This window comes from Candidatus Bathyarchaeota archaeon A05DMB-5 (assembly GCA_019685655.1).
In the GTDB taxonomy this organism is placed as follows: domain Archaea; phylum Thermoproteota; class Bathyarchaeia; order Bathyarchaeales; family Bathycorpusculaceae; genus DSLH01.
Window position 1 is genome coordinate 197,374 of sequence record JABFQP010000002.1, and the last position, 23,069, is coordinate 220,442.

The following is a 23,069-nucleotide window of genomic DNA, read 5'->3' on the forward strand; positions in this document are numbered from 1 at the left end:
CAAAAAAATTACACGTGTTTCCCATTGAATTTCCCAATAAACTAGAAACTATTTTGTTTGATTCCTTACTTGTTTCTTAACTCTTTACCTAGATTCAATTAACTATAAACCATAAAAAACTTTTCATAAGACCATTATTTTTGTTCAAGCTTGCTTTTCGTTTCTTTTAACATATACTTCTTCTACATATTTTCCAATCTCATATCCACTAACAAAACCAAAAGCCATAATTCCTAGCATAGCGATAATCAAACCTTTTAAACCTTCAGACGTTATAATGAACTGTTCTCCACCCAAAGAAATTCCAGAAATATAACCATACACAAAAATAATTACTCCAACATCAAAAAACAACAATATTAATCCGAAGATAAGACTTTTCAAGCTTGCTTTTCTACCGAAAGCATACATACCCATCACTTCCTAAACCACTGTTTTCTCGCTCATTTTTTAAGGGTTTTGGTTTAAGGAAGGAAGGAATATACTTTGAATTTTTGGTTCAATTGTAAACATTAAAAAATTAGGCTTGCGTTTGCCATTTTTCTTGTAGGAATTTTGGTATGTCTGATGAATCCCGTGGTCCGACTAGAACTTGCCATCCGCTGAGTTCTTCAATTTCGCCGCTGAGACGTGCCGCTTTTCCAGGGATTATGAGTTTTCTGTGTTTAACTTTGCTTTCTACTCCAGACGCCTTAATGGCATCAGCAACTTTCTCTGCTGTAAGTTTTCTCCCAGCTACTGCGCTGTCTACGGCTATGCCCTCAGTGTCAACAACCAGCAGGTACGCGTTTACTTTCGCATTTTCAATGTCGGAAGCTACTGTGTAATATGTCAAAGCAAAGTTAGTAGTAAACATCACAGGCGAATTCTCATCTGGAGTCCCGAAAATCTTCAAGCCGGGTTCAACAGCAACTGGCTTGCGTGGGTCTGTGTAAATGTTCTGCCGCAACACGACTGGTGGAAGAAGCGACCAGCCATCAACACTATGCATTATCACAACGTCAGCAAAGCGAGTAATAAGCAACCCAGCCAAATACGCTTCTCGCCACTTCGCAATTTCTTCTGGTGCTTCACCACGGTCAACCCAAGCAGTCATAGGTACGCCTATCAAAGGAAAACCAAAAAGTTCATCGCCCCGCTTGCAAGCAGCTCTGCGAATCATTGTAAAATTGTTAAGCGTGTCAGCCAGTCCATCGCTTGGGAAAGTGCCTGGGTCCAATACTATGTCTTCGGCACCATACTCGAGTAAAGTCTTCGCCAAAGACCGCAGTAGCTTCAAATTGTTAGGCGCAAAAACCGTCAACGAACAATTATACATTAATGCAAGCTCAGCCATGTCCTTCCAGTTTTCCTTCGTTGCCGCATACAAAAGCGGACGCGCCTTTGGCGCTGCCATTAATCCAGCTTCCAGAACATTCGGGTTCAAAGAGCATAGAATCAGTGGCAAACGAGTGTTTTCAACAACTTTCTTAACTGTTACCTTGAATTTTTCTGGGTCATTTGATGTGGAGCGAATGGCAATCATGTCAAGCTTTAACGTTTGTCCAATGTATTCGAAATTGAACTGTTCAGTCCGCTTTATCCGGTTCATTATTTCTTCGTCAGACATTTCGTCAGTGACGTCAATCGCAATGGCAGTGGGGTTGAAATATGCGAACTCGTGGCGGTACATTACGAGTTTCCCGCCAATCTTCACTGCTTTATCGCCAACGCCAATAACAATCTCTTTTATGGCTGGCTTCAGCATTTCCTTCAATTGCTTGTAAGCTTTCTCATGCTCCTTAGTCAATAAGGGAGGACACTTCTCAATTGCGACTTCACGGTTAACAACTTTCGTCGCAAAAGCCATACAGTTCTCTTCGCCACATTCCTTACAGTTAGTTTTGGGAAGAAGCTTGTAAACATCAATGGGGCTTAGTTCTTTTACGCCAACTTTTCCCTTTCCTTCCTTCTCATCCATAAACACACGCTCCGTTTCTAAACTTTAGCGGAAACCCATTCAACAAGCCTGTCCGCATTGCCAGACCTGGCATTTGTCAACTGTTTCGTTACGTCCTTGAGAGTTTTCACAGCAGCTGGATGCATCATCATAAACAAGTCCACACCAGCAAGCAGCAAAGTCAACGCAGTAGTCACTTCCCACAAAGGTCCACGCAGCTCACGGGGCTCCCACTCTGGCGCCATCTTCAACCACGCTTCTCTCGCCGCCCAAGCGTTTGTTGTTCCAGAAGACATTGGATGCGCAAGTTCTGGGTCGCCCATCAAAGCTGCCAGCCTAGCTCTTTCCATATTGGTAAAAGCGTAGTCAAGACCGTAACCCAAAGCAGCAGTCGTCAAATCCATGACAATGTCTTCTTTCGGTAGAAAATCATACAATCTGCGATTAAGCTCTCGGGCTAAATTCAAATCCATAGGAGTAAAGGACAAGGCTACATGCCCATTCTTCTTAACAAATTTCGCGCAACGTTCAACATCCATGTCCCGCGTTAATGAACTAATCAGAAAACGTTCACCAGCAAAAGTTTCAGTAATCTCCGCAAAAACATCCGCATCTTTAACAGGGTCACCGCAACCGCCAATCACAAGCGGCACATCCACAGCCTGCGCGACAGCCTCAACCGTTTTAACCGCATCCTTAGGCGACACATCCTTAACCAACGGGTCAATAGTAATCAAATGAATCGTCACCATGTCAGCCCCAAACTTTTCAACAGCAAGCTTAGCCCAAGCCGCAGGGTCGCCTAAAACCTCCTTCACATGCATCTTCACCGCTTTCGCAAGCGGCACTTCCATGTCAAAAACATCCAACGTCACAACAGGAGGATGCAAAGTCGGACGCTCAAAAGTGTAAAAGGCAGGAGTAGTTTCGCCTCCGATAACAAGAGATTTTCCGCGCGTTCCCCCTTCGCTTTTTGTGGCGCCAAGTTTCACCTCAACAACCTTGCCCGGATAAGTTTCAATTGGCGGAATAAAATCGGTCTCAATTATTGTGGCGGGTTTAGCTTTTGCTGGAGCTGCAATCTTTGGCAAAGCCATTGTGGGAGCAGCAACAGCGCCCGGTTGAAGCCAAATTTCCAAGTCGCCTACGTTCATTTCAAAATCTTCAAGCTCAATCTCTTGAAGTTTCGCAAGAAGCTCTAGCAAGCGCGGGCTAAGCTTAAGCCCAAATGTTTCCTCTTCTTTCTTCTTCTCTGGCAAGTTTTCTTCACCTTTTCTCAGACTTTTCGCTTTTCATTGAACGAATTATGACCTTCTTGGCGTAGATTTTGGCGTCTTTCAATATGATTTTGAAACCTCCAGCAGTTATCGGCAAAGTAGCTGCGGTAGCAACAGGAAACATCGGCGCTTCTTCTTTCGCTTCAGCTGGCACCGCTTCTTCAACAGTCACAGTTTCTTTCTTCCAACTTTCCACAACTGGATGATTATGCTCCTTAAGAAAAGCCTTCAATTCATCAATTGTTTTAGCTTGCTCTTCCGTAGCAACTTTGTCGACAATCTCAGCAGGAATGAAATCCTTAACTCTTTCCTTAACTTCTTTCGGCATCCAAACCACACGTTTCCATCCACCGTCTGCTTGCAGAAACTTCTGCGAACGCATGTACTCAATGGATATTCCGTGGAAACCGTCAACCTGGCGACCGCCAGCCGTGGAATCCGCTAAAGTGGAGAAGGGCAACCCATTCACAGTCACATCCTTGTAGCCTCTGTGAACTATGCCGAAGCCATCCACTTCAGGAATGTAGAAAGCCACACCTTCAAAGCAACCGCAAGAAGTGTGCGGATAACCAAAAGCCGTGTAAAGCCACACTTTCGTTATTTCGCCAAGAGTCCTCTTCTTCACCGCTTCGTCCACGCCAGAATACTCACCCTTAACAGGGTCTAACAGTTCGCCTCTCTCAATTGTGAACACTGGTCCCTTAGGGTCTATGCTTGCGGCGGCTCTGCCGTCAAACCAGCTTATAGCTCCACAGTTTGAATATCGCTGAGGCGTGATTACGCAACAGTGGGTTGGAGCAAAAGACTGACATAAAATGCACCCGTAAAACTTGTCAACTTCCTCATCCTTCAAGCCACGAGCCCTGGCGTCTCTTGCATCGTAGATTTGCAATGCTTCATCGTAAAGTTCTTTCACTTTTTCTGCATCAGTTATGAAAGTAACCTGCATTTTCTCGATTATTGGCAGTTCGCTTTTGAAGAGTCTATGCAAAACTTTGCCTACGAAATCAAAGGAGTTTAAGCCCTTTTCAAAAGATTTCTTGCTTAGTCTCAGCCAAATGTCGTAGCGTTGGTTGAGGTGCATGAAGCCTTCGATGAAGTTGCAGTAGGCGTGAATGCGTCTTTCGATTACGCCTTCAAGTTCGGGTTCGAGTTTGGCGCCAGCAACTTCTATGACGATGCCTAGAGGGTAGGTTTTGCCTTCTTCCATGTCCTTTATGTCTGGTCCGATGACTGTTACTTTTCCATCTTCAACTTCTTCTGGCTTTTTAACTCTTGCAAGTTCAAATTTTTCTTTAATGTCTGGTCCGCCGAGTTCCACGTACATGTCTTTTCTACGGATTCTTTCGCCTTCGTAGATTACGCCCACATCTACTGGTATGTCCTTAAACATTGACATTTGCTATTTGCCTCCTTCCTCAAACTTTTCAATTATTACTCTAAGATTTTCCACCCAGTCTTTCACTGAAGTGTTTGGGAAAGACCAACTTGCATGCGGGTGATAAACGTTATCCAACGTTATCGTTTTAAGATTTGGGGCGAAATGCTTCAATCCAGAAAGAATTGTCCACTCCATGTAGTAAGGAAGCCCAACAAACAACGCCAAATCATGCGGTCCCTTGCCGTCGATTCCAGACCATTCCGCGTCTACGAGACGGTTGCCAATGTCTACTGCAGGCATGAAACCAGCCGGCTTGTATTTTCGCTTGTGAAACTCGCTGACAATGTGAGCTGTGGCAACGACTGGAATTTTCGCTTTCTTTGCAAGCTCAATCATAAGGTCAATCAGTTTTTTCTTATTCAGTTCGGTTTCAACCGCCTTATGACCAACAACGAGAATCGGATGCTTAGCCTTCTTAATCATTGCAGTAACAATTTCCGGCTTTGTCACTACCAGAGCCTTTTTTGGTCCGGGAACTTCAGCAGTTTGCCAAGGTTCAGCAGCAACCATGCCTTCTCACTCCTTTTTCTTCCTAATCATCCTAGGAAGAAGCGTCGGGTCAGGAATCACCGTTTCCTTCCACCCCTTCTCCTCAAGAATCTTAACTATTTCATCCTTCATCGTCACAGGCACATCAGCAATTGTGCGCACAAACAAATGAATATCTTCAGGCATCGTTCCATACAATCTCTTGTGTAAATCAACGTAATGCGTAAGTTTAATGGCTCGTCCTTTCATTGTGTCGTTTGGACGCATGCAAAGCTTAGCAATCATAACCATGGCTTCTTCCTTTGTTTCTGCAGTGTAGAACAGATGTTCCGGCGTGGGTCCAACATACACTTTCTCGCCAGTCCGTGCGTCATAAACGTACCAGTCCTCCTCTCGGTCAGCCCTTCCAAGAAGCATACGCCGGTATTTAATGCCATGCGGACCAACAATGACTGGCACGCCAAGCCGCCAGAACCCGCTTGCAATTGACGCTGCCTTTTGAGAGTAAGCGCCCCATGCAACGCCAACTGCGCCAACACGGTTCAGTATGTAATCGGCTATTTCTTCATAGTTGGCTCTCAAATTTCTCTTCGCAAAAATGTTCGCGATTTTTATTGCAGCTCCAGCGATGTGCGAGTTTGAAACGCAAGAACCCACGTTAACAAGACAGCCTGACGTGAACTCTCCTGTGAAGTACTCGTAGGGTGTTTTTCCCTCTTCGTTTTTGTACATAGCAGCCGACATCGCTGAGCAACCAGAAGTCACAACTATGAAACGCCTATTAGCGAATTCCGTGCAGATTTCCGCAACTTCCTGCCCGCCCTTCGGATAGTTAGAGCAACCCACAACAGCAACCACGCCTGGAATTTCACCGAGCACAATTGGGCTGCCAACGTTTCTTATTTCAACGTCCTGTATTGCGCCTCTTCCGACTCTCACCTTGTAAGTCTCTTCCTTCAGCTTTTTCTCTCCAGCCTTGACAATGAAACTGTGAACCGTCAAGCCTACCGGGCAAGCATGTTCGCATCGTCCGCAGCCCACACATAATTCGTACAGGTCAGCAAGCTTTGCTAAGTTGCCCGTGGCTGCGGCTTTCATTGCCTCTGGAATGTGCAAGTCTTGCGGACACGCCCTTCTACAGTCGTTGCATTGTCTACATTCCTTTGCACGTTGGATGACCTCGTCGACTTCGGGAATTACCTTAAACTTTTTGCGTAACGGAGCAACCTTTAATGCTAATTTTACGGCGACTTCTCCAACTTTCTCGGGGTCGAGAATTAAGGCTCCAGGCGCCTTTCCATTTAGCAAGTCCTCGACTATAATGTCAGCTGGGTCGTTGGTGCGGTTCGGCAAACCCATACAATTCTTTTCGGAAGCCACAATCACAGGTGCCTTAATCCGTTGAGCCTCAAAGAAGGAGTCTGCTCTAACGCATTGTTCATCCAGCACAACAACGTCGGGAACGCCGCTTCGTATGAAACGCAGTTGCCAAGATATTGGGCCAATAATCTTGCCACGCTTATAATACCGTGTTATGTCGTGGGCTGTGCAGCATAATCCGCAAACTTCGATTTCTCCGTCATGCCCATTGTCTTTCATATAATCGATTATGCCAATAGAAGGAACAACATTGTGTCCGATGCAGAGAATCACTGGCTTCTCCACGTTTATTGTTCCATATCCCAGGTCTACAAGCAGCGCTTCAGGGTCAGCCTTGGGAAAACCATAAGCAGCTATTTGCGCTATGTCTGCAACTTCCATTCCAACATGGTCAACCATGCCAGCATGCAAAACTTTCGACTCAAAGTCAAGATTGCTCCCTTCTTGTCCCGTGTGCGCAACAGACAAAAGATGCGTAACTTGAGTTTCAACGTAATCCAAAACTTCTTCTAAATCACCAAGCGTTTCAGGTTTTACTCCACACACGAGACGGGTTACTGGAGCCTCAACCTTAATATTTAAGCCACCTACGTCAAGAGGATAATTGTGCCCGAATTTTTCGATTAAATGTTCAAGTAAGTGGCGTGCGTGACCAATGTGTGTTGCAGCACCGATGCAGCATGCCAAAAGCACGATGCGGGATTGCTGGGCTGACATGTTTATTCCGCATGCTCCGCGTTTGTCGCCGGTTAAGTCGCATTTTCCAAAAGTGCAGAGGCAGCAAACGTCACAGTAGGGCAGATAGAAGGGTTTGTAGCGTTGGAGAAGCTTCAAGTCCCATTCTCTTAGTGCAGTAAGCGAAGGAAAGGGTGTTGGTCCCATCGGTTCAGTCCACGTTTCTGCGATAAGTTTGCAGAAGGAAAGTTGAAGATTCTTTATAAATCCAACATCAGTGTTTAACTCGTCAATTTTTATGTTAACGCCTTTTTTACTCACTCAAAGACACAACCTAAAGAGTTTAGAAGATGTATCCTTATCGCTGCGTTATTTTAAGTTTTTCTAGAACCTTTTTCCATTAAACCTAAAGCAAAATTAGGATGCTATCTTACGATTTTAGGTATCCAGCATTTTCCATTATCTTCTTCACGGAAACATACGCAGGAGAATTCGAAGACAAAGCCAGCAAAGATTTTCCAGCTAGAACATGCTCCTCCACAGCTTCATCAAAAGCTATTTTGCCCAAAAATTTATGCTTCAACATCTTTTCAGCACTATCCGCTAAGCCTTCTGGAAATCGGAAACCGCCAACAACGTAAAAGTTTCTGAAGTCAATTTTGACCTCTTTGGCTATGCGATGCGCACGTTCAACATGGTTGAAGGATTTTTTAGAAGGGTCCAAAACGTCGAAGATGTCATCCACCTTAGACGTGATTCTTCGGTTTAAGTGTTCTAAACCCGCTGGTGAATCAATCAGAATATACTTGTAGTTTTTTGTTAGCGATTCTAATGCTCCCTTCAGAGCTGCGTTGGGCAGACAATAGCATCCTTCAACCCACTTCGTCCCAAGCGCTATAAAATCGAAATAGTCACTCTCGAACATGCCATAAGACCAAATCCTGTTTTCAATCCTTTCAGTAGGCGCAACACCAATCGTTGTTCCGCCTTGCTCCAAAAAAGTTTCAACTAGCAATTCTGAAATTGTCTTTTTACCCGCATCTTTCAGGTCTACGCCTATCATTTCGCCCAAGTTTTGGTCTGGGTCGGCATCGACAAGCAACAAAGGCGATTCGCCGATTTCCATGAAATATTTTGCCATCAAAGCCACAAAACTTGTTTTCCCCGTGCCTCCACGTCCTATTGTGACAAGTATTTTCACGTTCTTTTTCTCCTATTATCTACTAGATGTTGTTTCAAACGTATTTAGATGTTGTTAACCATTAACTTTTCACACAAACGCTTTATGGCAAATAATGCTTCAGATTTCTCAAGTAAAAGTGGAGTTTTCCCCAACATTTCTGCTTCTACAACTGTTGGGTCGAAAGGAACGAAACCCACAACTTCCAAACCGTTTTCCAACGCATATTTTTTGACGTTTTCCTTTTGCGTATCGTTTTCGATTTTGTTTCCAACAAGAAAAACCTTCTTCATACCTGCCTTTGCGGCTAAATCATGAATGCTCTTTGCAGTTTCAAGAGACTTCACATTCGCATTTACCACAACAAGCATCGTGTCAACGTGTCGTGCTGTTCCACGACCAATATGCTCAACACCAGCCTCCAAATCCAAAACCACCGCCTCATTTCGCTCCACAACCAAATGACGAAGCAAAGCACGCACAACAGCGTTCGCCGGACAAGTGCAGCCAGAACCCATCGACCGCACAGTCCCCATAACAATTAAGTTCACACCAAAAGGAGTTTCAACCGAATAGTCGCGGGCAATATCGTCAACAGTGAAGGATAAGCGAAAAACGCCCGAATAACCTGTGCCAGTTTTAGACTCCACCAACTCTTTATTTTCTGATATGGGCACTATTGTTCGAGCCTCTTCAGGCGACAAGCCTAAGGTTAAGGCCAGATTTGGCGAAGGGTCAGCATCAATAGCTATCGTTTTTAGTCCTTTCTTTGCAAAAAAGTTGGCGAGAGCTCCAGCGATTAAGGTTTTGCCAACCCCGCCCTTTCCAGAAACCGCAATCTTCACTCAACATGCCTCTTGCTGATTAACTCTCGCAAAATTATTTACACTTTTCTACGCTGCAGCTTTGCAACTGTTAGAGAAACAAGTCCTTTTCTGGTGGTCTTATCAGTTCTGTTGCTTTCGCGTTTTCTAATTTTTGATATTTGTAGCCGCGGATTATCGCTACTGGAACAGCCTCGTCTGCTTGCCCTATGACCAGCTCAGCAGCAGAACAAAGCTCATCAGCCACGGCCGTTTGCTTCACCCTCAAAACATAACCAAACAAATCCTTCTCGCCCCGTCTATCTCTAATCGGTTTTATCCCAGCCACCCCAATAGCCACGTTTATTTCACCCTCTCTTAATGGACGCCCATGCGTATCAGAAATAATCACCGCAACATCATAACCAGTCAACCGCTTAACCTCTTGCCTAATTCTTTCCGCAGAAGCATCCGCGTCGTCAGGCAACAAAGCAACAATTCTTTCGCCAGGCACGTTAGATTTGTCAACACCAGAATTCGCGCAGACAAACCCATGCTTAGTTTCTGTGATAAGCTTCCCGTCGCCCATGCGCTTGATGCTCTTAGATTCTCGAAGGACAACTTCAACCATTGCAGGGTCCTTCTCATATTGCGCGGCTATACTTTTCGCAAACTCCGACGGCACAACATCATCAAGATTCACAATTTTGCCTTCAGCACGCGAAGCAATAACATGCGTAACCACGAGTATGTCTCCGTCGCGGATTGGGGTTCCTTGCTTTTCCGCTGCTTCACAAATAAGTTTGGCTAAGTTGTCGCCTTCCTTAATTATTGGCAATCCATTAATTCCAATTATTTGAATTATGCTCATAGCAGCGCCACATCGGCATTAATATAAGACAGGTGGGTTCTTTACAATTTCGCTGAGCCCCGCCAATCACAACCAGAAAACTGCTCCACAACACTTTTGGCTAAACTGGATTGTTTAAACACAATCTTCACACATTTTGCAACACGTCTACGAAAGATTTTTAATCTCAACACCATTTTCTCTTTAGTCAAGATGATGTTTCAATGAAAATATTACATGAGTTTGTTCCAACACGCAAATTCCTAAAAATCGCAGAAGAAGTAAAAGATTTAGTTGACGGATGGAACGTCACCGACAGCGCAGCGGGACTCCCAGCGCCAAGCGGCACAGCCGTAAGCTGCGTACTCAAGGCTAAGTATCCCGACAAGATAGTGATACCAATCTTCATATTGCACTATAAAGGTCCAGTGGAAGTGGGAGGTTTAGCTTTAGCAGCAGACGCCGTAGGCCTAGACGGCCTCGTGCTCACAATGGGCGATGTTCCAAAATATGGAGAACCAATAAAAATGCTCAAATCTTCAGAAGAAGCCCGAGATTTCCTCCGCACAACGGTACGCTTAAAAAACCTGAAGCTGGGTTCTCTGCTTACAGCACGCCGTTCCATAGAAGACAGCATTGCCAGAGTGAGAGAACCTTGGGACTTTGTTTTCTTCATGAGGCTGGAAGATAAAACCTTCCCAGCACTGGAGCAAATAGCCAAAGAATGCAAACGCCTAGACAAGCCGATATACACATACTTGCTGGTGGAAACACCCAACAACGTGGAAACTATGAAAATGATTGGTTGGACAAGCACCACAAGCATAGACCACGTTGAAGATTATGTGGCAAAATTGGAAGGCATCGTAGACGGCGTAATCGCGACATGCGCAGGAGACCACGAAGGCGACAAAGAACTGCTAGGAAAGCTTCAGAAATTCAGAAAATAAAATAACGTTTAACCCATAAACCTTTTACCTTTTTATTTTTAGTTTTACACAGAATATTCTATACCCTTAATGAAAAAGGCTTTTCCAAAACTTTTAAACTTAAACATGCATGTTATTCTCTCATAAAGTGGGCTATTCACCATGAGCTTTAACAAAATAAGCTTCGAAGAATCCTTAGAAAAAAATGTTGTCGCTACAGGGAACTGTGTTGGCTGTGGCACATGCGTTGTCGTTTGTCCTTTTGGTTGTTTAGAATACTTTGAAGGCGAGCCTCGAATAGTTAAAGAATGCAAAGTCTGCGGCATCTGCGCACAAACCTGTCCAACATATGAATGGTCATGGTTGAAAGCGGAAAATTTTGTGCTTGGCAGAGAACGGAAGGCTGAAGAAGAATTTGGCGTCTATCGCAGGCTCGCGGTAGCTAAAGCGAAGAATAATGAAATACTGAAGGTTTGTCAAGATGGCGGCGTCGCCACGGCACTGTTGCTTTTTGCTCTAGAAAAAGGGATTATTGATGGCGCTGTGGTCTCTGGAATCAGTAACGAAAAACCGTTTTATCCGATTCCAAAGTTAGCCACAACACAAAAGGAAATTCTGGAATGTGCCGGAACAAAATACTCCTATTCGCCCAACATTCTCGCATTGACTGAAGGAATCAAACAGAAAAAGAAAAGCTTAGCATTTGTTGGAACGCCATGCCAGATTCGTGCAATAAGAAAAATACAAATGTCAGGCTTAAAGAAATACAGTGCGCCTCTAAAATTTTTGGTTGGACTCATGTGTTCAGAATGCTTCACTTACGAAGGACTAATGGAAAAATACATCCACCAAACATTAGGCGTAAACTTGAACTCAATAAAAAAGATGAATATTAAAGGAAAAATGCTCGTCACAACAGAGTCGGAAGTAAAAGCCATTCCCTTAGCTGATATTAAACAATACGTCAGAAAAAGCTGCAGATTCTGCGATGATTTCAGCTCTGAATTGGCAGACATGTCCATTGGCGGTCTGGGACTAGACGGCTGGACTTTCATGGTAATACGCACAAAAGAGGGAGAAGAACTCTTTGAAGCAGCAGAAAAAGCTGGAACTATTGAAACCCGACCAGTAGAAAAAGGCGAGTTTGCACTTAGCTTACTCTTGAAACTTTCAGAGAAAAAACGAAAAACCGCAAGCGAAGAAACGACTCAGCCTAAGAGCTAGCCCAACCGTTGAAAGCACATATTTCATTCAATGGTTTTCGTTGAGGAAGCCGTGGTTTTTCATTCGCATGTCCCATGATGACCATAGCTTGCGGCTCAAATTCTTTAGGCAGTCGCAGAACTTCTTTCACAGTGTCTTGACAGAAAAGTGGTGCGCAAATCCAACATGCGCCAAGTCCATGGTGATGGGCTAATAGGAGCAGTGTTTGGATGTATGCTGCTACGCTTTGAGTTGCCATTAAATATTCAGCCTTTCGTCTTCGCGGGTCTGGATATTTGTGCATGTCCGCCAGTGTTACACAGGCAATCATAACAATTGGGCTTTTTGTGATTCTGTCCAAACTCTCAACTTTCACAATTTTTTCAGCTTCTTCTTTTGGAACGCCATCTTTAAGCATGTTAAAAAGCCATGCTTTGCCCATTTTAGCGGCTAATTTTTTCTTTACCTTGTCATCGTCTATTACTATTATACGCCATGGCTGAGCATTGTGAGCAGAAGGAGACCATCGTGCTAAATCTAAAATGGCAGTTACGAGTTCACGTGAAACTTTAGTGGATTTGAATCTTCTAATACTTCTTCTCGACTTTACCAGTTCAGTTATATCCAAGCGTATTCCTCTTTCCACGCTCTTTATTTGAATCGGAGGTTTTTAAAATCGTGGTTTATAGTCAGCTTTATGAAGTTAGATGAAAGCTCTATCCTTGTGAACGTTTATGGGATTCGTGACAGCTCTTGCTGGCGGAGTGGGCGCAGCCAAACTGTTACGCGGTCTTATTCAGATAATTCCCCCGCAGGATTTAGTGATTATTGGCAACACCGGTGACGATACAGAGCTTTATGGGCTCCACATAAGCCCAGACTTGGACATAATCATGTACACGTTAGCTGGGATTATTGATGAAACGAAAGGATGGGGCGTTTCCGGTGACACATTCAACTGCCTCGATATGCTGGGTAAGCTTGGACTTGAAACATGGTTTAAGCTTGGCGACCGAGATTTGGCAGTCCACATTTTAAGAACGAAAATGTTGAAAGAAGGCATGACACTTTCAAGGGTCACAACAGAACTCTGCAAGATGCTTGGAGTCGAAGCCAAACTCGTGCCCATGAGCAATGACCCTGTGAGAACCAAAGTGTTGTCGGGCATGCTTCGCCTTGAGTTTCAAGAATACTTTGTAAAAAGACAAACCAAAGATACAGTAACGGGCGTATTGTTTGAGGGAGCAGACAAAGCTAAGCCCACACCGGGCATAATCAAGGCAATAAGCGAAGCAGAGCGTGTTGTCATATGTCCAAGCAACCCTGTTTTGAGCATATCGCCTATACTCTCCGTTTCGCCAATCAGAAAGGAATTACAAAAAACTAACGCGTATATTGTTGGCATCAGTCCAATTGTTGGCGGAAAAGCACTCAAAGGACCAGCAGATAAAATTATGGCTAGTATGGGATTAGAAGCCTCAGCATATGGCGTGGCTAAATTTTATGCAGACTTTCTTGACCATTTCATAATAGATAAGGTTGATGAAGGCTATAAGAGACGGATAGAAGAGTTAGACGTAAAAGTGACTGTTACCGATACAGTAATGAGAACTCTGGAAGATTCCATTCGCTTGGCGAAAATCGCAATGGAAGTAAAGTGAAGTTAATTATATTTCACGAATTTCGCATTGAAGTTTCTTTATGATTTCTTCAGCCTTTGCCGGTTCGACTTTTAAAGTGTAAAGCTTCTTAGGCGTGCGCAGTTTCAATTTTACAACATCCTTCAACCTTTTCACTGCACAGTAATCTGCACGCTCGCTTATGCTGATGAATTTTTCTTCGTCAAAGATTTCAGAGGGCATGAATCATCCCACGTTAGACACTTCTTGAGTGACGCCGCATTTTTATCTGTTTTGGTTAAGCATAACCCTCAACGTTAAGAGCAAATGATATCTGCAATTTCCAACAAAGAAGAACACAAAGGAAGAGGGAGAATGGCAAAAAGAAAGCTTGAGGGAATTTTTGTTCCACATGTAACGCCTTTCAAACGTGACGGCGGTTTTGATGAAAAAGCGTTAAGAACATGCGTAAGGTTTTGGCTGGAAAGTGGAATTTCTGGACTTGTGTCATGCGGAAGTAATGGAGAGGCACCTTATCTATCTAGGGAAGAAAGGAAAAAAGTCATAAAAACAGTGATGGACGAAGTTAGCGAAAAAACAATCGTTATTGCTGGGACGGGTAGCATAAGCACTAGGGAGACTATTCTGTTCACAAAGGACGCAAAAGATGCTGGAGTTGATGCAGCGCTGGTGGTCACGCCGTTTTATTTCAAACTTTCAAACAAAGAAGTGTTAAAGCACTATGAAGCTTTGCTGAATGCTGTTGACCTTCCAATCATTCTCTACAGCGTCCCAAAATTCACGGGCTATACTCTCGAACCAAACTTAATACAACAACTCGCATCAGAACACGAAAATGTTATCGGAGTTAAAGATAGCAGTGGAAACTTCGGCGCTATAACTGAAACTATAAGGTTGGTTGGCAATAAAATCTCGGTTTTGGCTGGAACAGCCGAGGTAACTCTTCCAACGCTAATCGCGGGTGGAAGCGGCGCAGTGATAGCCGTTGCAAATGTGTTCCCAAAACTATGCAACGAACTTTATGAAAGTTTTAAAAGAGGAAACTATGAAAAAGCGGGCAAACTACAGCGGCAAATATCCCACATAAACGAAATACTCGTTAAAAAATACAACCAGCTATCATCCATAAAAGAAGCACTAAACATTTTAGGATTACCAGCAGGCTATCCACGAATGCCAGCGTTACCACTGAAGAAGGAAGAGAGAAAAGAAATCAAAGATTTTCTGAAAAATTACGCTTAACAACGCGTCTAAGAAAGTTGTAATGGGCCGGACCGGATTTGAACCGGTGACCTTCCGCACGTCAAGCGGATGTCCTAACCGAGCTAGACTACCGGCCCACCACGGTATTCCTATTTGATTAGGTTTCTTTTAAAATAGGTTTTCGGTTCACATGGAGGCCAGTCTGCAAGCAAACATTTTAAGATGTAAAAGGATTAAATGAGCATATATTGATGCCGGGATGGCGGAGTGGATAACGCGCAGGCCTTGAGAGCCTGTGGACCCTTTGGGTCCGCATGGGTTCGAATCCCATTCCCGGCGCCAAATTACACGAATCATATTTAAATCTTTAGTTGAGCATGCAATGTTGGTATTTACAGCTTTACGCTTATTTCAAGTCCATCTTCGCGATGGTGTCCTACTGCGGCAGGACCTATGGATTCGAATCTGCTACTATATTTTCCTGAAGACTTTACGTAATCTAAGTAGGATGGCGCATGCTCTACATTGTCGGCGACTATGACGCTTCCTTTATGGAGTTTCTCCTCAACCAGTCGCAGATAGTCTAGGTACTGCGCTTTATCCGCGTCGATAAAGACCAAGTCAAACATGCCTTCCAACGTTGGTATAATTTCAATTGCATCGCCGACTAACACTTCCACGGTTGGCGGTATCTCCGCCTTTCTTATGTTCTCTTTCGCTATCTCTGCGTTGTTGGCATCAATTTCAATAGTGATTAAGTGGGCGTCGCTCCCAAGCTCTTTTCCCATAAGGATTGCCGAGTATCCAATTAGAGTCCCAATCTCCAAAACGCGTTTAGGTTTGATTTCACGAACAACTTTCACCAGTATTTGACCCCTGTTTGGTCCCACAATAGGAAGAAACCTCCTCCTTCTCGCTACACCTTCAATTTCCCTTAAGACCTTCTCTGCCTTGCTCAGAATCATTTTCCATCAAACCTTGCCTTCACAATCTCCTACTATTCTAACACTTATAGGCATTATTTTGACTTGTGTTCTACGATTTTAGATCTGCCGAGAAATTAAATCGAAATGTAAACCTATTCCCCGGCGCTAAAGCAGAACCGTTAATATCGGTTGATACTAGAAAGAAAAAATATATGCGGAAAATACTGTCACATGGTGTGTTATTTCTTTAGCTATTTAAATGACTGTTTTAACCGCTTTAATTATTGCTTTTTCATCGGAAATCACATATTTTTCTAAGGGTGGACTGAAGGGGATTGGCGTGTCTGGCTCTGCCACCCTTTTTATTGGAGCATCTAAATAATCCAAGGCTTCTTCGGCTACTACTGCCGCAATCTCGGCGCTTACGCCGGCGGTCTTGCAGTCTTCGCTTACTATGATTATTCTTCCCGTCTTTTTGATTGATTTTATTATTGTTTGTTTGTCGAGTGGTGTTAGTGTTCTTGGGTCAACAACTTCTACGCTTATGCCTTCTGCCTCAAGCATTTCTGCCGCTTTTAAGGCTTTGTGGACCATGTATAAGGTAGCCACTACAGTTACGTCAGCTCCTTCCTTCTTCACGTCTGCCACTCCAAAAGGAACAGTGTATTCTTCTTCTGGAACTTCTCCTTGGATTGGATACAAAAGTTTGTGTTCACAGAAGAAAACGGGATTGTTGCCACGTATGGCTGATTTCAAAAGTCCTTTTGCGTCATAAGGCGTTGACGGCGCAGCCACATACAAACCTGGAACGTGCATAAACCAAGCTTCCAAACTTTGCGAGTGATGGGATGCAATGTTTACGCCAGCTCCGAATGGTGTTCTGATAACAAGAGGGCAGTTTATTTGACCGCCGAACATGTATCGTATTTTTGCTGCTTGATTTGCAATTTGGTCCATTGCTAAGGCGGTTAAGTCTCCAAACATTATTTCCGCGACTGGGCGCATGCCCGTTATTGCAGCGCCTACAGCCGTGCCGATTATGGCATTTTCGGATATAGGTGTGTCGCGGACTCTTTCATCTCCGAATTCTTCCGCCAAGCCCTCGGTTACTTTGAAAGCGCCTCCCCAATATCTGCCGATATCTTCTCCAAGCAGAAAAACTGTTGGGTCTCGGCGCATCTCCTCTTTCAAGGCTTCTCTTAAAGCTTCTTTATATGTTATTTTTCGCATACTATGCTCCTCCACAATTAGGCGTAAACATCCTCCAACGCTTCTTCTGGCTCGGGAAACGGGCTTTCTATGGCAAACTTGACTGCTTCTTCAATTTCAACCGAAACTTCCTTTTCAATGTGCTGAATTTCAGTTTCGCTCAACGCCTTTGTATGTATGAGTTTTTCTTTGAAACGTTTAATCGGGTCTTTTGCCAGCCATTCTGCTACTTCTTCCTTAGGTCTATACCTTGCCGGGTCAACGCGCGAATGCCCCCTGTGTCTGTAAGTTTTGCATTCAATTAGTGTTGGTCCTTCGCCTTTTCTGGCTCTTTCAACTGCCTTCTCTGTGGCTTCGTAAACTGCTAAGACATCATTGCCGTCTACAAAAACGCCTGGAATGCAATAAGCTATTGCTCTGTCAGCTATGTTTTCTATGTTCATGACTATTGATTGGCGTGTCCCCATAGCATAGAGGTTGTTTTCGCAGACGAAGATTACTGGCAGTTTCCATATTGACGCCATGTTTATGCCTTCGTGAAATGTGCCTTGATTTGAAGCGCCTTCCCCGAAGAAACATGCCACGACTTGGTTTGTCCGTCTAAGTTTTATTGATAAGCCTGCGCCGACTGCAATGGGTATTCCTGCTCCGACGACTGCGGTTGCGCCTAACATGCCTATTCTGAAATCTGCTATGTGCATTGAACCGCCTTTGCCTTTGCAGTAGCCTGTTTTTTTGCCTAGAATCTCAGCCATTGTCCGTTTTAAATCAGCGCCTTTTGCTATGCAATGTCCGTGTCCTCTATGCGTGCTTGTAATATAGTCGTCCTTGCGAAGGTTACTGCAAACGCCAACTGCCACCGCTTCCTCTCCAGCATAAAGATGAATTGTGCCTGGAACAAGATTTTGAGCGTAAAGTTCGAAAACTTTCTCTTCGAAAAGACGAATTTCAAACATTTTTCTAAGCATCTCGGCGAGCTTGTCTTTTGGCAGATTTAACATGCATTTTTTCCCTCAGCGCATTTGGTGAGTTATACTTTTTCATACTTTTATATTATTTGATGATGGAAGCACAAACCATATAGAATCAGTTATTGTAGTATTCTGTAAAGGAATCCTCTATGCAGAAGTCTTATTCACGCTTGCTTGGCATAGTTGGAAAACCAAACACTGGCAAGTCCACTTTCTTTTGTGCTGCAACTTTGGCGCCTGCTGAGATTGCAAACTACCCGTTCACGACGATAAAACCGAACAGGGGCGTCGGTTATGTAAGGACCCCGTGTGTGCATGAGGAATTTAATGTTAAAGATAATCCGGTTAACTCTCTATGCTTGGACGGCGTAAGGCTTATTCCCGTAGAGTTCATTGACTGTGCGGGTCTTGTTCCAGATGCTTGGAAAGGAAGAGGACTGGGCAATCAGTTTTTGGATGAAATTAGAAAGGCAGACGCTTTAATTCACATCGTTGATGCTTCCGGCGGAACAGACTGCGAAGGAAGACTATGCAAAGCTGGAGAACATGACCCAGTGGAGGATGTTCGCTTTTTAGAACGCGAAATAACCATGTGGATGGCAAATATACTAAAACGCGATTGGCCCAAAATCGCTAGAACCGCAGAATCTGAAACAAGAGACCTTTTTTCGATGCTTGAGGAACGGTTAAGTGGTTTGGCAATCCGACGAAGCCACGTGATTGAGGCAGTTAGAAGGACTGGGTTAAATGCAGAAAAGGCAACGGCTTGGAGTGAAGAAGACTTCCTGAAGTTTGTGGACATGCTAAGGCGAGTTGCCAAGCCCATGTTAATTGCAGCAAACAAAATAGATGTGCCTCCTGCAGAGGAAAACTTGGAAAGGCTCAAAAAATTGGATTATCTTGTTGTTCCTTGCTGTGCAGAGGCTGAACTTGCGTTAAGAAGAGGAGCTGAAAAAAAGTTAATAGATTACCGACCTGGAGACTGCAACTTTAAGATACTTACTCCAGAAAAATTAACTGAAAGCCAAACCAAAGCGTTGGAGACGATTAGAGAGAAGATTCTTCTCAAATATGGTTCAACTGGCGTTCAAGACGCGATAAACATGGCTTTTTTCAAACTTTTGAACATGATTACCGTTTATCCTGTAGAGGATTTGGAGCATTTAGCGGACCATAATGGGCGAGTTTTGCCTGACGCTTACCTTGTGCCTTATGGGATTACAGCGCGTCAAATGGCTTACTTGATACATACGGAACTTGGGGAAGGTTTCCTCTACGCAGTTGAAGCTAGGCAAAGAAAACGAATTGGAGAAGACTATCCGCTCAAAGATGGAGACGTCATATCCATTGTGAGCACAAGGAAAAGAGCTTAATCTTCCATTAACTGTTGTATGAACTTGAAAGAGACATTTCACCCATGGCTGTATAACCCAGACGGCTCTCACAACACACAAACCAAATTCGCATCTAACCCAGACCCTAACTATAGTTTCAACCTATAAATAAGGGGGGCTATAGCTTCTCCAAGCCTAATATTTCTAAAACTCTAACAATTTACCATCCTTGTAAAACAATTTTCCATTCGCGTAAATTTCTCCACTCTTGCGCATATCCTTCAAAATATCCCAATGCAAAGCAGACTTATTCAAACCACCAGTGGCAGGAACAGGATTAAATCCCAACGCCATATGCAACGTCCCACCCATCTTCTCATCAAACAACATATTCTTTGTAAATCGGCTAATTCCATAATTCGTCCCAATCGCAAACTCTCCAACCCGCTCAGCACCTTCAATCTTCAACAACTGCCGCAACAACTCCTCACCCTTACCCGCAGAAGCCTTCACAACCCTACCCTTCTCAAAAACAAGCCTAACATCTTCAACCTCACGCCCCATAAAAATCCCAGGGAACGTAAACCTAATCTCCCCTTCAACCGAATCCTCCACAGGAGCCGTGAAAACCTCCCCATCCGGCATGTTCTTCTCACCACAACAATTAATCCACTTGCGTCCTTTCACGCTAAACCGTAAATCAGTATCCTCACCAACAACCCTAATCTCGCTCTTTCCATTTAGAAAACCGCAAATCTTCTCCTGCTCCACCTTAATCTTCTTCCACTCAGCAATCGGGTCATCCCTATCCACCAAACAAGCACTATAAACAAAATCCTCATACTCCGGCAAAGCCATCTCAGCCTCCTGCGCCTGCGTAGTAACAGGAAACGGCAAACCAGTCCACCTATACTTCCCTTCAGCTTCGCGCCTAAACAAAATCTCCGCAATCTCCCTTCTAGCAACACTCCGCATTCTAATCCTAGCAGGATCAATACCCGTCAATTTCTTCGGATTTGGCTCGCAGAAAATTCCGATCATAACATCAAAATGCTCAGCAGCAAAACGGTCAAAAGGCGAAACAAAAGTCAACTGATGTTCTTTGGCGTATTTAAAAAATGTGTAAACAGTATCCAGATTCGCCATAATCAGTGGATAAGCGTCACTTAACAAACATTCTCGGTAAATTTCATGCATCAACGGAAAAGCCAAATCACTCCCATTAATCAGAACTTTCTCCTTAGGCTTCACATCAACACTATAATGGACACAAAGCTTAGCCAACTTGACAACTCTCTCATCAACCAACCAAACACACCAGCCTTAAAGAAAACGATAACAACTTAAACCAGCATAAAACCTTGCCGATAACCTAAACGATATACTTATCTGCCTTCTCAAAATCCCTAACAATCTCCATAACTCGCTTTCGAACATTAACACCTTCTAAAGGTATATCCTTAAGCAAAACCCAAGGGCTTTTCCTCGCAACAAAAGTTGCAACATAATCCTCACCAAAACATTCTCTCGCAACCTTGTACACTAAACGCCTAACCTCAACTTCCGAATACTCGCCCAACGCATGCAAATACTCATGTAAAAGCAAATTAAAAACCAAAGCATTCACAATGCGCTTCGACTTAACAGCAGCCTCAACAATCTCCACCAAAGCCCTATTCAAAACAATATTGTTTGTCCCAACAGAATGATAAGCACCCAACTGCAAAGGCAAATCATCAAGAAAAAGCATCATCCCACCCCTACGCTTATGCAGAGAAAACTCCACACAATCCCTAACAACATCCCAAACCTCCCCATAACTCTTTGCATTCTCCAAACGACTCCGAAACCTGTCAACAACTGAAGATTCACCATCACCCATACCAACAACCCTTCACAACACTTCCAAAATTCCTCACAATCTTATTTATATGCATATAGAGAATTCACGTCCCTAACCCATTTTTGAAACACTAACCAAAACAAATAAAACCCCCAACCCAAAACAATTAGTTACCAAAAGGAGCAAAACAAAATGGCAAGCATAATACTCGTCAGAGACGTCATGTCCAAAGACGTCCGCGTCGTCCGACCAGACACAACCGTCAAAGAAGTCGTCGCCACAATGAACAAATTCAACATAGGCTCAATAATAGTCACCCAAGCAGACAGACCAGTAGGCATCATAACAGAACGCGACATCCTCAGAAGACTAGTAGAACAATGCCTAGCACCAGAAACCCTAACCGCAAGACAAATCATGACAAGCCCAGTCACAACAATAAACGAAAACACAACAATAGAAGAAGCCGCAAAACTCATGGCTAAAAAAAGAATCAAACGACTCCCAGTCACAAACAACAATAAACTCGTCGGCATCGTAACCTTCACAGACATAGTAACCAAAGTGCCAACACTACTTTCAATCCTAGAAGAACTTGTCAGACCACACCGCCGCACATACTAAACCAAAAATAATAATCCTTCTTTCTACCTTCTAAAAAGTTCCCGAACAAATTTCCCTTCTTTCACAACCAATCTCCCATCAACAGTCACAGTGGGACACTCAACCAAGAAATCCCAATGAATACTACTCTCATTCTTACCGCCCAACCACGTATTCTGACCAATCGCCACATGACACGTGCCATACGCTTTCTCCGTTGCAAGAAGCATATCACCACACGGATTCGTGCCAAAAGCAAACTCCGCCATACAATACGGATTTCCAGTCGCCTTCTCAAGCCGCGCTTTCAAAAACTCAAATCCCTTCTCAGCAGAAACAGCAGCCTTTTTCTTTCCTCTAAACTCTATACGAATGTCAGTTGCAACGCTTCCAGGCAAATCTTTAGGACACAAAACACCATAAGCACTTTCTTCAATAGGCGCCACAAAAACTTCCCCAACCGGCAAATTATGAACATACTGAACTATAGGAATTGACGGCGGAGAAGATTTCCCGTCATCATTAATCCAATAGCGATTCTCAGCATGAAATTTCAAATCCGTTCCTCTCGGACAAGTCAAGTGAATTTCGCCCCCTCTTTTCATAAAATTAATCAGTCGCTGTCCCAAATCGGTTAAAGCATCATAGTCTATGTCTAAAGAAGCAAGGAACATTTCACGCGTTTCTTCATAGGTTTTCCCCAAAGCCTGCGCTTGTTGCAAGTTCGGGTCCAAAAACGCCACAAGATGGGTCTTCTTTTTTAGGCATAGTTGGAGAATGCTATCAAAAGTCCATTTCGAAATTTTCTGGATTTCCAGTAGCCGCTTTTGCGTCTCTGACTTTTGATAAATTGAAGTATCAAATCTGCTTCCTCTCATCAAAATAAGCCAATCTGCAACATCAACAATAGCTTCTGGAATTTTAGGCGTTCTTTCAAAAGCATCTGTTGGAGCTTCTAGAAGCTTAGTGTTTGAGATGTAATCCCCTTCACTTTGAACTAATGTTTCAATTCCTCTAGCTTCGCATTCAGCAGCAAACGCGTAAGCAAGGTCTAAATTCTCGACACCAGCGCAAAAGACCGCAATCTCACCCCTTTTTATCGGAAGCGCATTATCTATAACTTTCTTGGCAACTGTTCTTAGACGTTTTGAAACATAAAACATAGCGTTTCTAA

Annotated in this window: 23 protein-coding genes and 2 tRNA genes; 7 read left to right on the forward strand and 18 right to left on the reverse strand. The window is 43.7% G+C overall.

What is annotated here, in order from left to right; all coding sequences use genetic code 11:
- Positions 1-144: 144 nt before the first annotated feature.
- From HM003_03935 to cofE, 9 genes are all read right to left on the reverse strand, one after another.
- Positions 145-417 carry a hypothetical protein gene (locus HM003_03935; protein MBX5328489.1) on the reverse strand — a complete coding sequence of 91 codons (273 nt, stop codon included), beginning with the start codon at positions 415-417 and terminating at the stop codon, positions 145-147.
- Positions 418-520: 103 nt separating this feature from the next.
- The gene (locus HM003_03940) at positions 521-1,960 is read right to left on the reverse strand and encodes an acetyl-CoA decarbonylase/synthase complex subunit gamma (protein MBX5328490.1); all 1,440 of its coding nucleotides are present in this window, start codon (positions 1,958-1,960) and stop codon (positions 521-523) included.
- A gap of 17 nt (positions 1,961-1,977) precedes the next feature.
- Positions 1,978-3,198: a CO dehydrogenase/acetyl-CoA synthase subunit delta gene (cdhD, locus tag HM003_03945; GenBank protein MBX5328491.1), complete on the reverse strand. Its 1,221-nt coding sequence runs from the start codon at positions 3,196-3,198 to the stop codon at positions 1,978-1,980.
- Positions 3,199-3,205: 7 nt separating this feature from the next.
- Positions 3,206-4,609: a CO dehydrogenase/CO-methylating acetyl-CoA synthase complex subunit beta gene (gene cdhC, locus HM003_03950; GenBank protein MBX5328492.1), complete on the reverse strand. Its 1,404-nt coding sequence runs from the start codon at positions 4,607-4,609 to the stop codon at positions 3,206-3,208.
- A gap of 9 nt (positions 4,610-4,618) precedes the next feature.
- Complete coding sequence (cdhB, locus tag HM003_03955) at positions 4,619-5,167, reverse strand: CO dehydrogenase/acetyl-CoA synthase complex subunit epsilon (GenBank protein ID MBX5328493.1); 549 nt, start codon at positions 5,165-5,167, stop codon at positions 4,619-4,621.
- A 6-nt stretch (positions 5,168-5,173) separates the two neighbouring features.
- Positions 5,174-7,522: a CO dehydrogenase/acetyl-CoA synthase complex subunit epsilon gene (gene cdhA / locus HM003_03960; protein ID MBX5328494.1), complete on the reverse strand. Its 2,349-nt coding sequence runs from the start codon at positions 7,520-7,522 to the stop codon at positions 5,174-5,176.
- A 109-nt stretch (positions 7,523-7,631) separates the two neighbouring features.
- Positions 7,632-8,402 carry an AAA family ATPase gene (locus HM003_03965; protein ID MBX5328495.1) on the reverse strand — a complete coding sequence of 257 codons (771 nt, stop codon included), beginning with the start codon at positions 8,400-8,402 and terminating at the stop codon, positions 7,632-7,634.
- A gap of 44 nt (positions 8,403-8,446) precedes the next feature.
- Positions 8,447-9,226, reverse strand: a complete 780-nt coding sequence (locus HM003_03970; GenBank protein MBX5328496.1) for an AAA family ATPase — start codon at positions 9,224-9,226, stop codon at positions 8,447-8,449.
- A gap of 70 nt (positions 9,227-9,296) precedes the next feature.
- On the reverse strand, positions 9,297-10,055 hold the full coding sequence (cofE, locus tag HM003_03975) for a coenzyme F420-0:L-glutamate ligase (GenBank protein ID MBX5328497.1): 759 nt from the start codon (positions 10,053-10,055) through the stop codon (positions 9,297-9,299).
- A 203-nt stretch (positions 10,056-10,258) separates the two neighbouring features.
- On the opposite strand from cofE, the gene HM003_03980 reads away from it, so the two are divergent.
- Together HM003_03980 and HM003_03985 are read left to right on the forward strand one after the other, a co-directional pair.
- Positions 10,259-10,984, forward strand: coding sequence for a hypothetical protein (locus HM003_03980; protein MBX5328498.1), 726 nt, complete (start codon positions 10,259-10,261; stop codon positions 10,982-10,984).
- A gap of 141 nt (positions 10,985-11,125) precedes the next feature.
- Positions 11,126-12,187 (forward strand): 4Fe-4S binding protein, encoded by a 1,062-nt coding sequence (locus HM003_03985; protein ID MBX5328499.1) that lies wholly within the window; start codon positions 11,126-11,128, stop codon positions 12,185-12,187.
- Here HM003_03985 and HM003_03990 read toward each other — a convergent pair.
- Positions 12,177-12,794: a nitroreductase family protein gene (locus HM003_03990; GenBank protein MBX5328500.1), complete on the reverse strand. Its 618-nt coding sequence runs from the start codon at positions 12,792-12,794 to the stop codon at positions 12,177-12,179. The two genes, HM003_03985 and HM003_03990, sit on opposite strands and share 11 nt — an antisense overlap.
- Before the next feature lie 106 nt (positions 12,795-12,900).
- Between HM003_03990 and HM003_03995 the strand changes: the two genes are divergently transcribed.
- Entirely contained in the window at positions 12,901-13,827 is a 927-nt protein-coding gene (locus tag HM003_03995) for a 2-phospho-L-lactate transferase (GenBank protein MBX5328501.1), read from the forward strand.
- A 6-nt stretch (positions 13,828-13,833) separates the two neighbouring features.
- Here the strand turns inward: HM003_03995 and HM003_04000 are convergent, their stop codons facing one another.
- Complete coding sequence (locus HM003_04000) at positions 13,834-14,028, reverse strand: 50S ribosomal protein L38e (GenBank protein MBX5328502.1); 195 nt, start codon at positions 14,026-14,028, stop codon at positions 13,834-13,836.
- 132 nt (positions 14,029-14,160) lie between these two features.
- On the opposite strand from HM003_04000, the gene dapA reads away from it, so the two are divergent.
- Entirely contained in the window at positions 14,161-15,048 is an 888-nt protein-coding gene (gene dapA / locus HM003_04005) for a 4-hydroxy-tetrahydrodipicolinate synthase (GenBank protein ID MBX5328503.1), read from the forward strand.
- Positions 15,049-15,071: 23 nt separating this feature from the next.
- On the opposite strand, the gene HM003_04010 is transcribed toward dapA, so the two are convergent.
- Positions 15,072-15,146: transfer RNA gene (locus HM003_04010), tRNA-Val, on the reverse strand.
- 116 nt (positions 15,147-15,262) lie between these two features.
- Between HM003_04010 and HM003_04015 the strand changes: the two genes are divergently transcribed.
- Positions 15,263-15,351, forward strand: a tRNA-Ser gene (locus HM003_04015).
- Between the two features lie 50 nt (positions 15,352-15,401).
- On the opposite strand, the gene HM003_04020 is transcribed toward HM003_04015, so the two are convergent.
- The 3 genes from HM003_04020 to pdhA all read right to left on the reverse strand — a co-directional run bounded on the left by HM003_04020 (position 15,402) and on the right by pdhA (position 18,145).
- A complete protein-coding gene (locus HM003_04020; GenBank protein ID MBX5328504.1) occupies positions 15,402-15,974 on the reverse strand; it encodes an O-methyltransferase in 573 nt (190 codons plus the stop codon).
- Between the two features lie 216 nt (positions 15,975-16,190).
- Positions 16,191-17,165, reverse strand: a complete 975-nt coding sequence (locus tag HM003_04025) for an alpha-ketoacid dehydrogenase subunit beta (protein ID MBX5328505.1) — start codon at positions 17,163-17,165, stop codon at positions 16,191-16,193.
- Positions 17,166-17,182: 17 nt separating this feature from the next.
- Positions 17,183-18,145 (reverse strand): pyruvate dehydrogenase (acetyl-transferring) E1 component subunit alpha, encoded by a 963-nt coding sequence (gene pdhA / locus HM003_04030; GenBank protein MBX5328506.1) that lies wholly within the window; start codon positions 18,143-18,145, stop codon positions 17,183-17,185.
- A gap of 119 nt (positions 18,146-18,264) precedes the next feature.
- On the opposite strand from pdhA, the gene HM003_04035 reads away from it, so the two are divergent.
- On the forward strand, positions 18,265-19,488 hold the full coding sequence (locus tag HM003_04035) for a redox-regulated ATPase YchF (GenBank protein MBX5328507.1): 1,224 nt from the start codon (positions 18,265-18,267) through the stop codon (positions 19,486-19,488).
- A 165-nt stretch (positions 19,489-19,653) separates the two neighbouring features.
- Here HM003_04035 and HM003_04040 read toward each other — a convergent pair whose 3' ends face one another.
- Both HM003_04040 and HM003_04045 read right to left on the reverse strand, forming a co-directional pair.
- Positions 19,654-20,757 (reverse strand): aminopeptidase, encoded by a 1,104-nt coding sequence (locus tag HM003_04040; GenBank protein MBX5328508.1) that lies wholly within the window; start codon positions 20,755-20,757, stop codon positions 19,654-19,656.
- Positions 20,758-20,821: 64 nt separating this feature from the next.
- Complete coding sequence (locus HM003_04045) at positions 20,822-21,331, reverse strand: hypothetical protein (GenBank protein MBX5328509.1); 510 nt, start codon at positions 21,329-21,331, stop codon at positions 20,822-20,824.
- 153 nt (positions 21,332-21,484) lie between these two features.
- Between HM003_04045 and HM003_04050 the strand changes: the two genes are divergently transcribed.
- Positions 21,485-21,916 carry a CBS domain-containing protein gene (locus HM003_04050; GenBank protein ID MBX5328510.1) on the forward strand — a complete coding sequence of 144 codons (432 nt, stop codon included), beginning with the start codon at positions 21,485-21,487 and terminating at the stop codon, positions 21,914-21,916.
- A 23-nt stretch (positions 21,917-21,939) separates the two neighbouring features.
- Here the strand turns inward: HM003_04050 and HM003_04055 are convergent, their stop codons facing one another.
- The gene (locus HM003_04055) at positions 21,940-23,058 is read right to left on the reverse strand and encodes an aminopeptidase (protein MBX5328511.1); all 1,119 of its coding nucleotides are present in this window, start codon (positions 23,056-23,058) and stop codon (positions 21,940-21,942) included.
- Positions 23,059-23,069 lie beyond the last annotated feature (11 nt).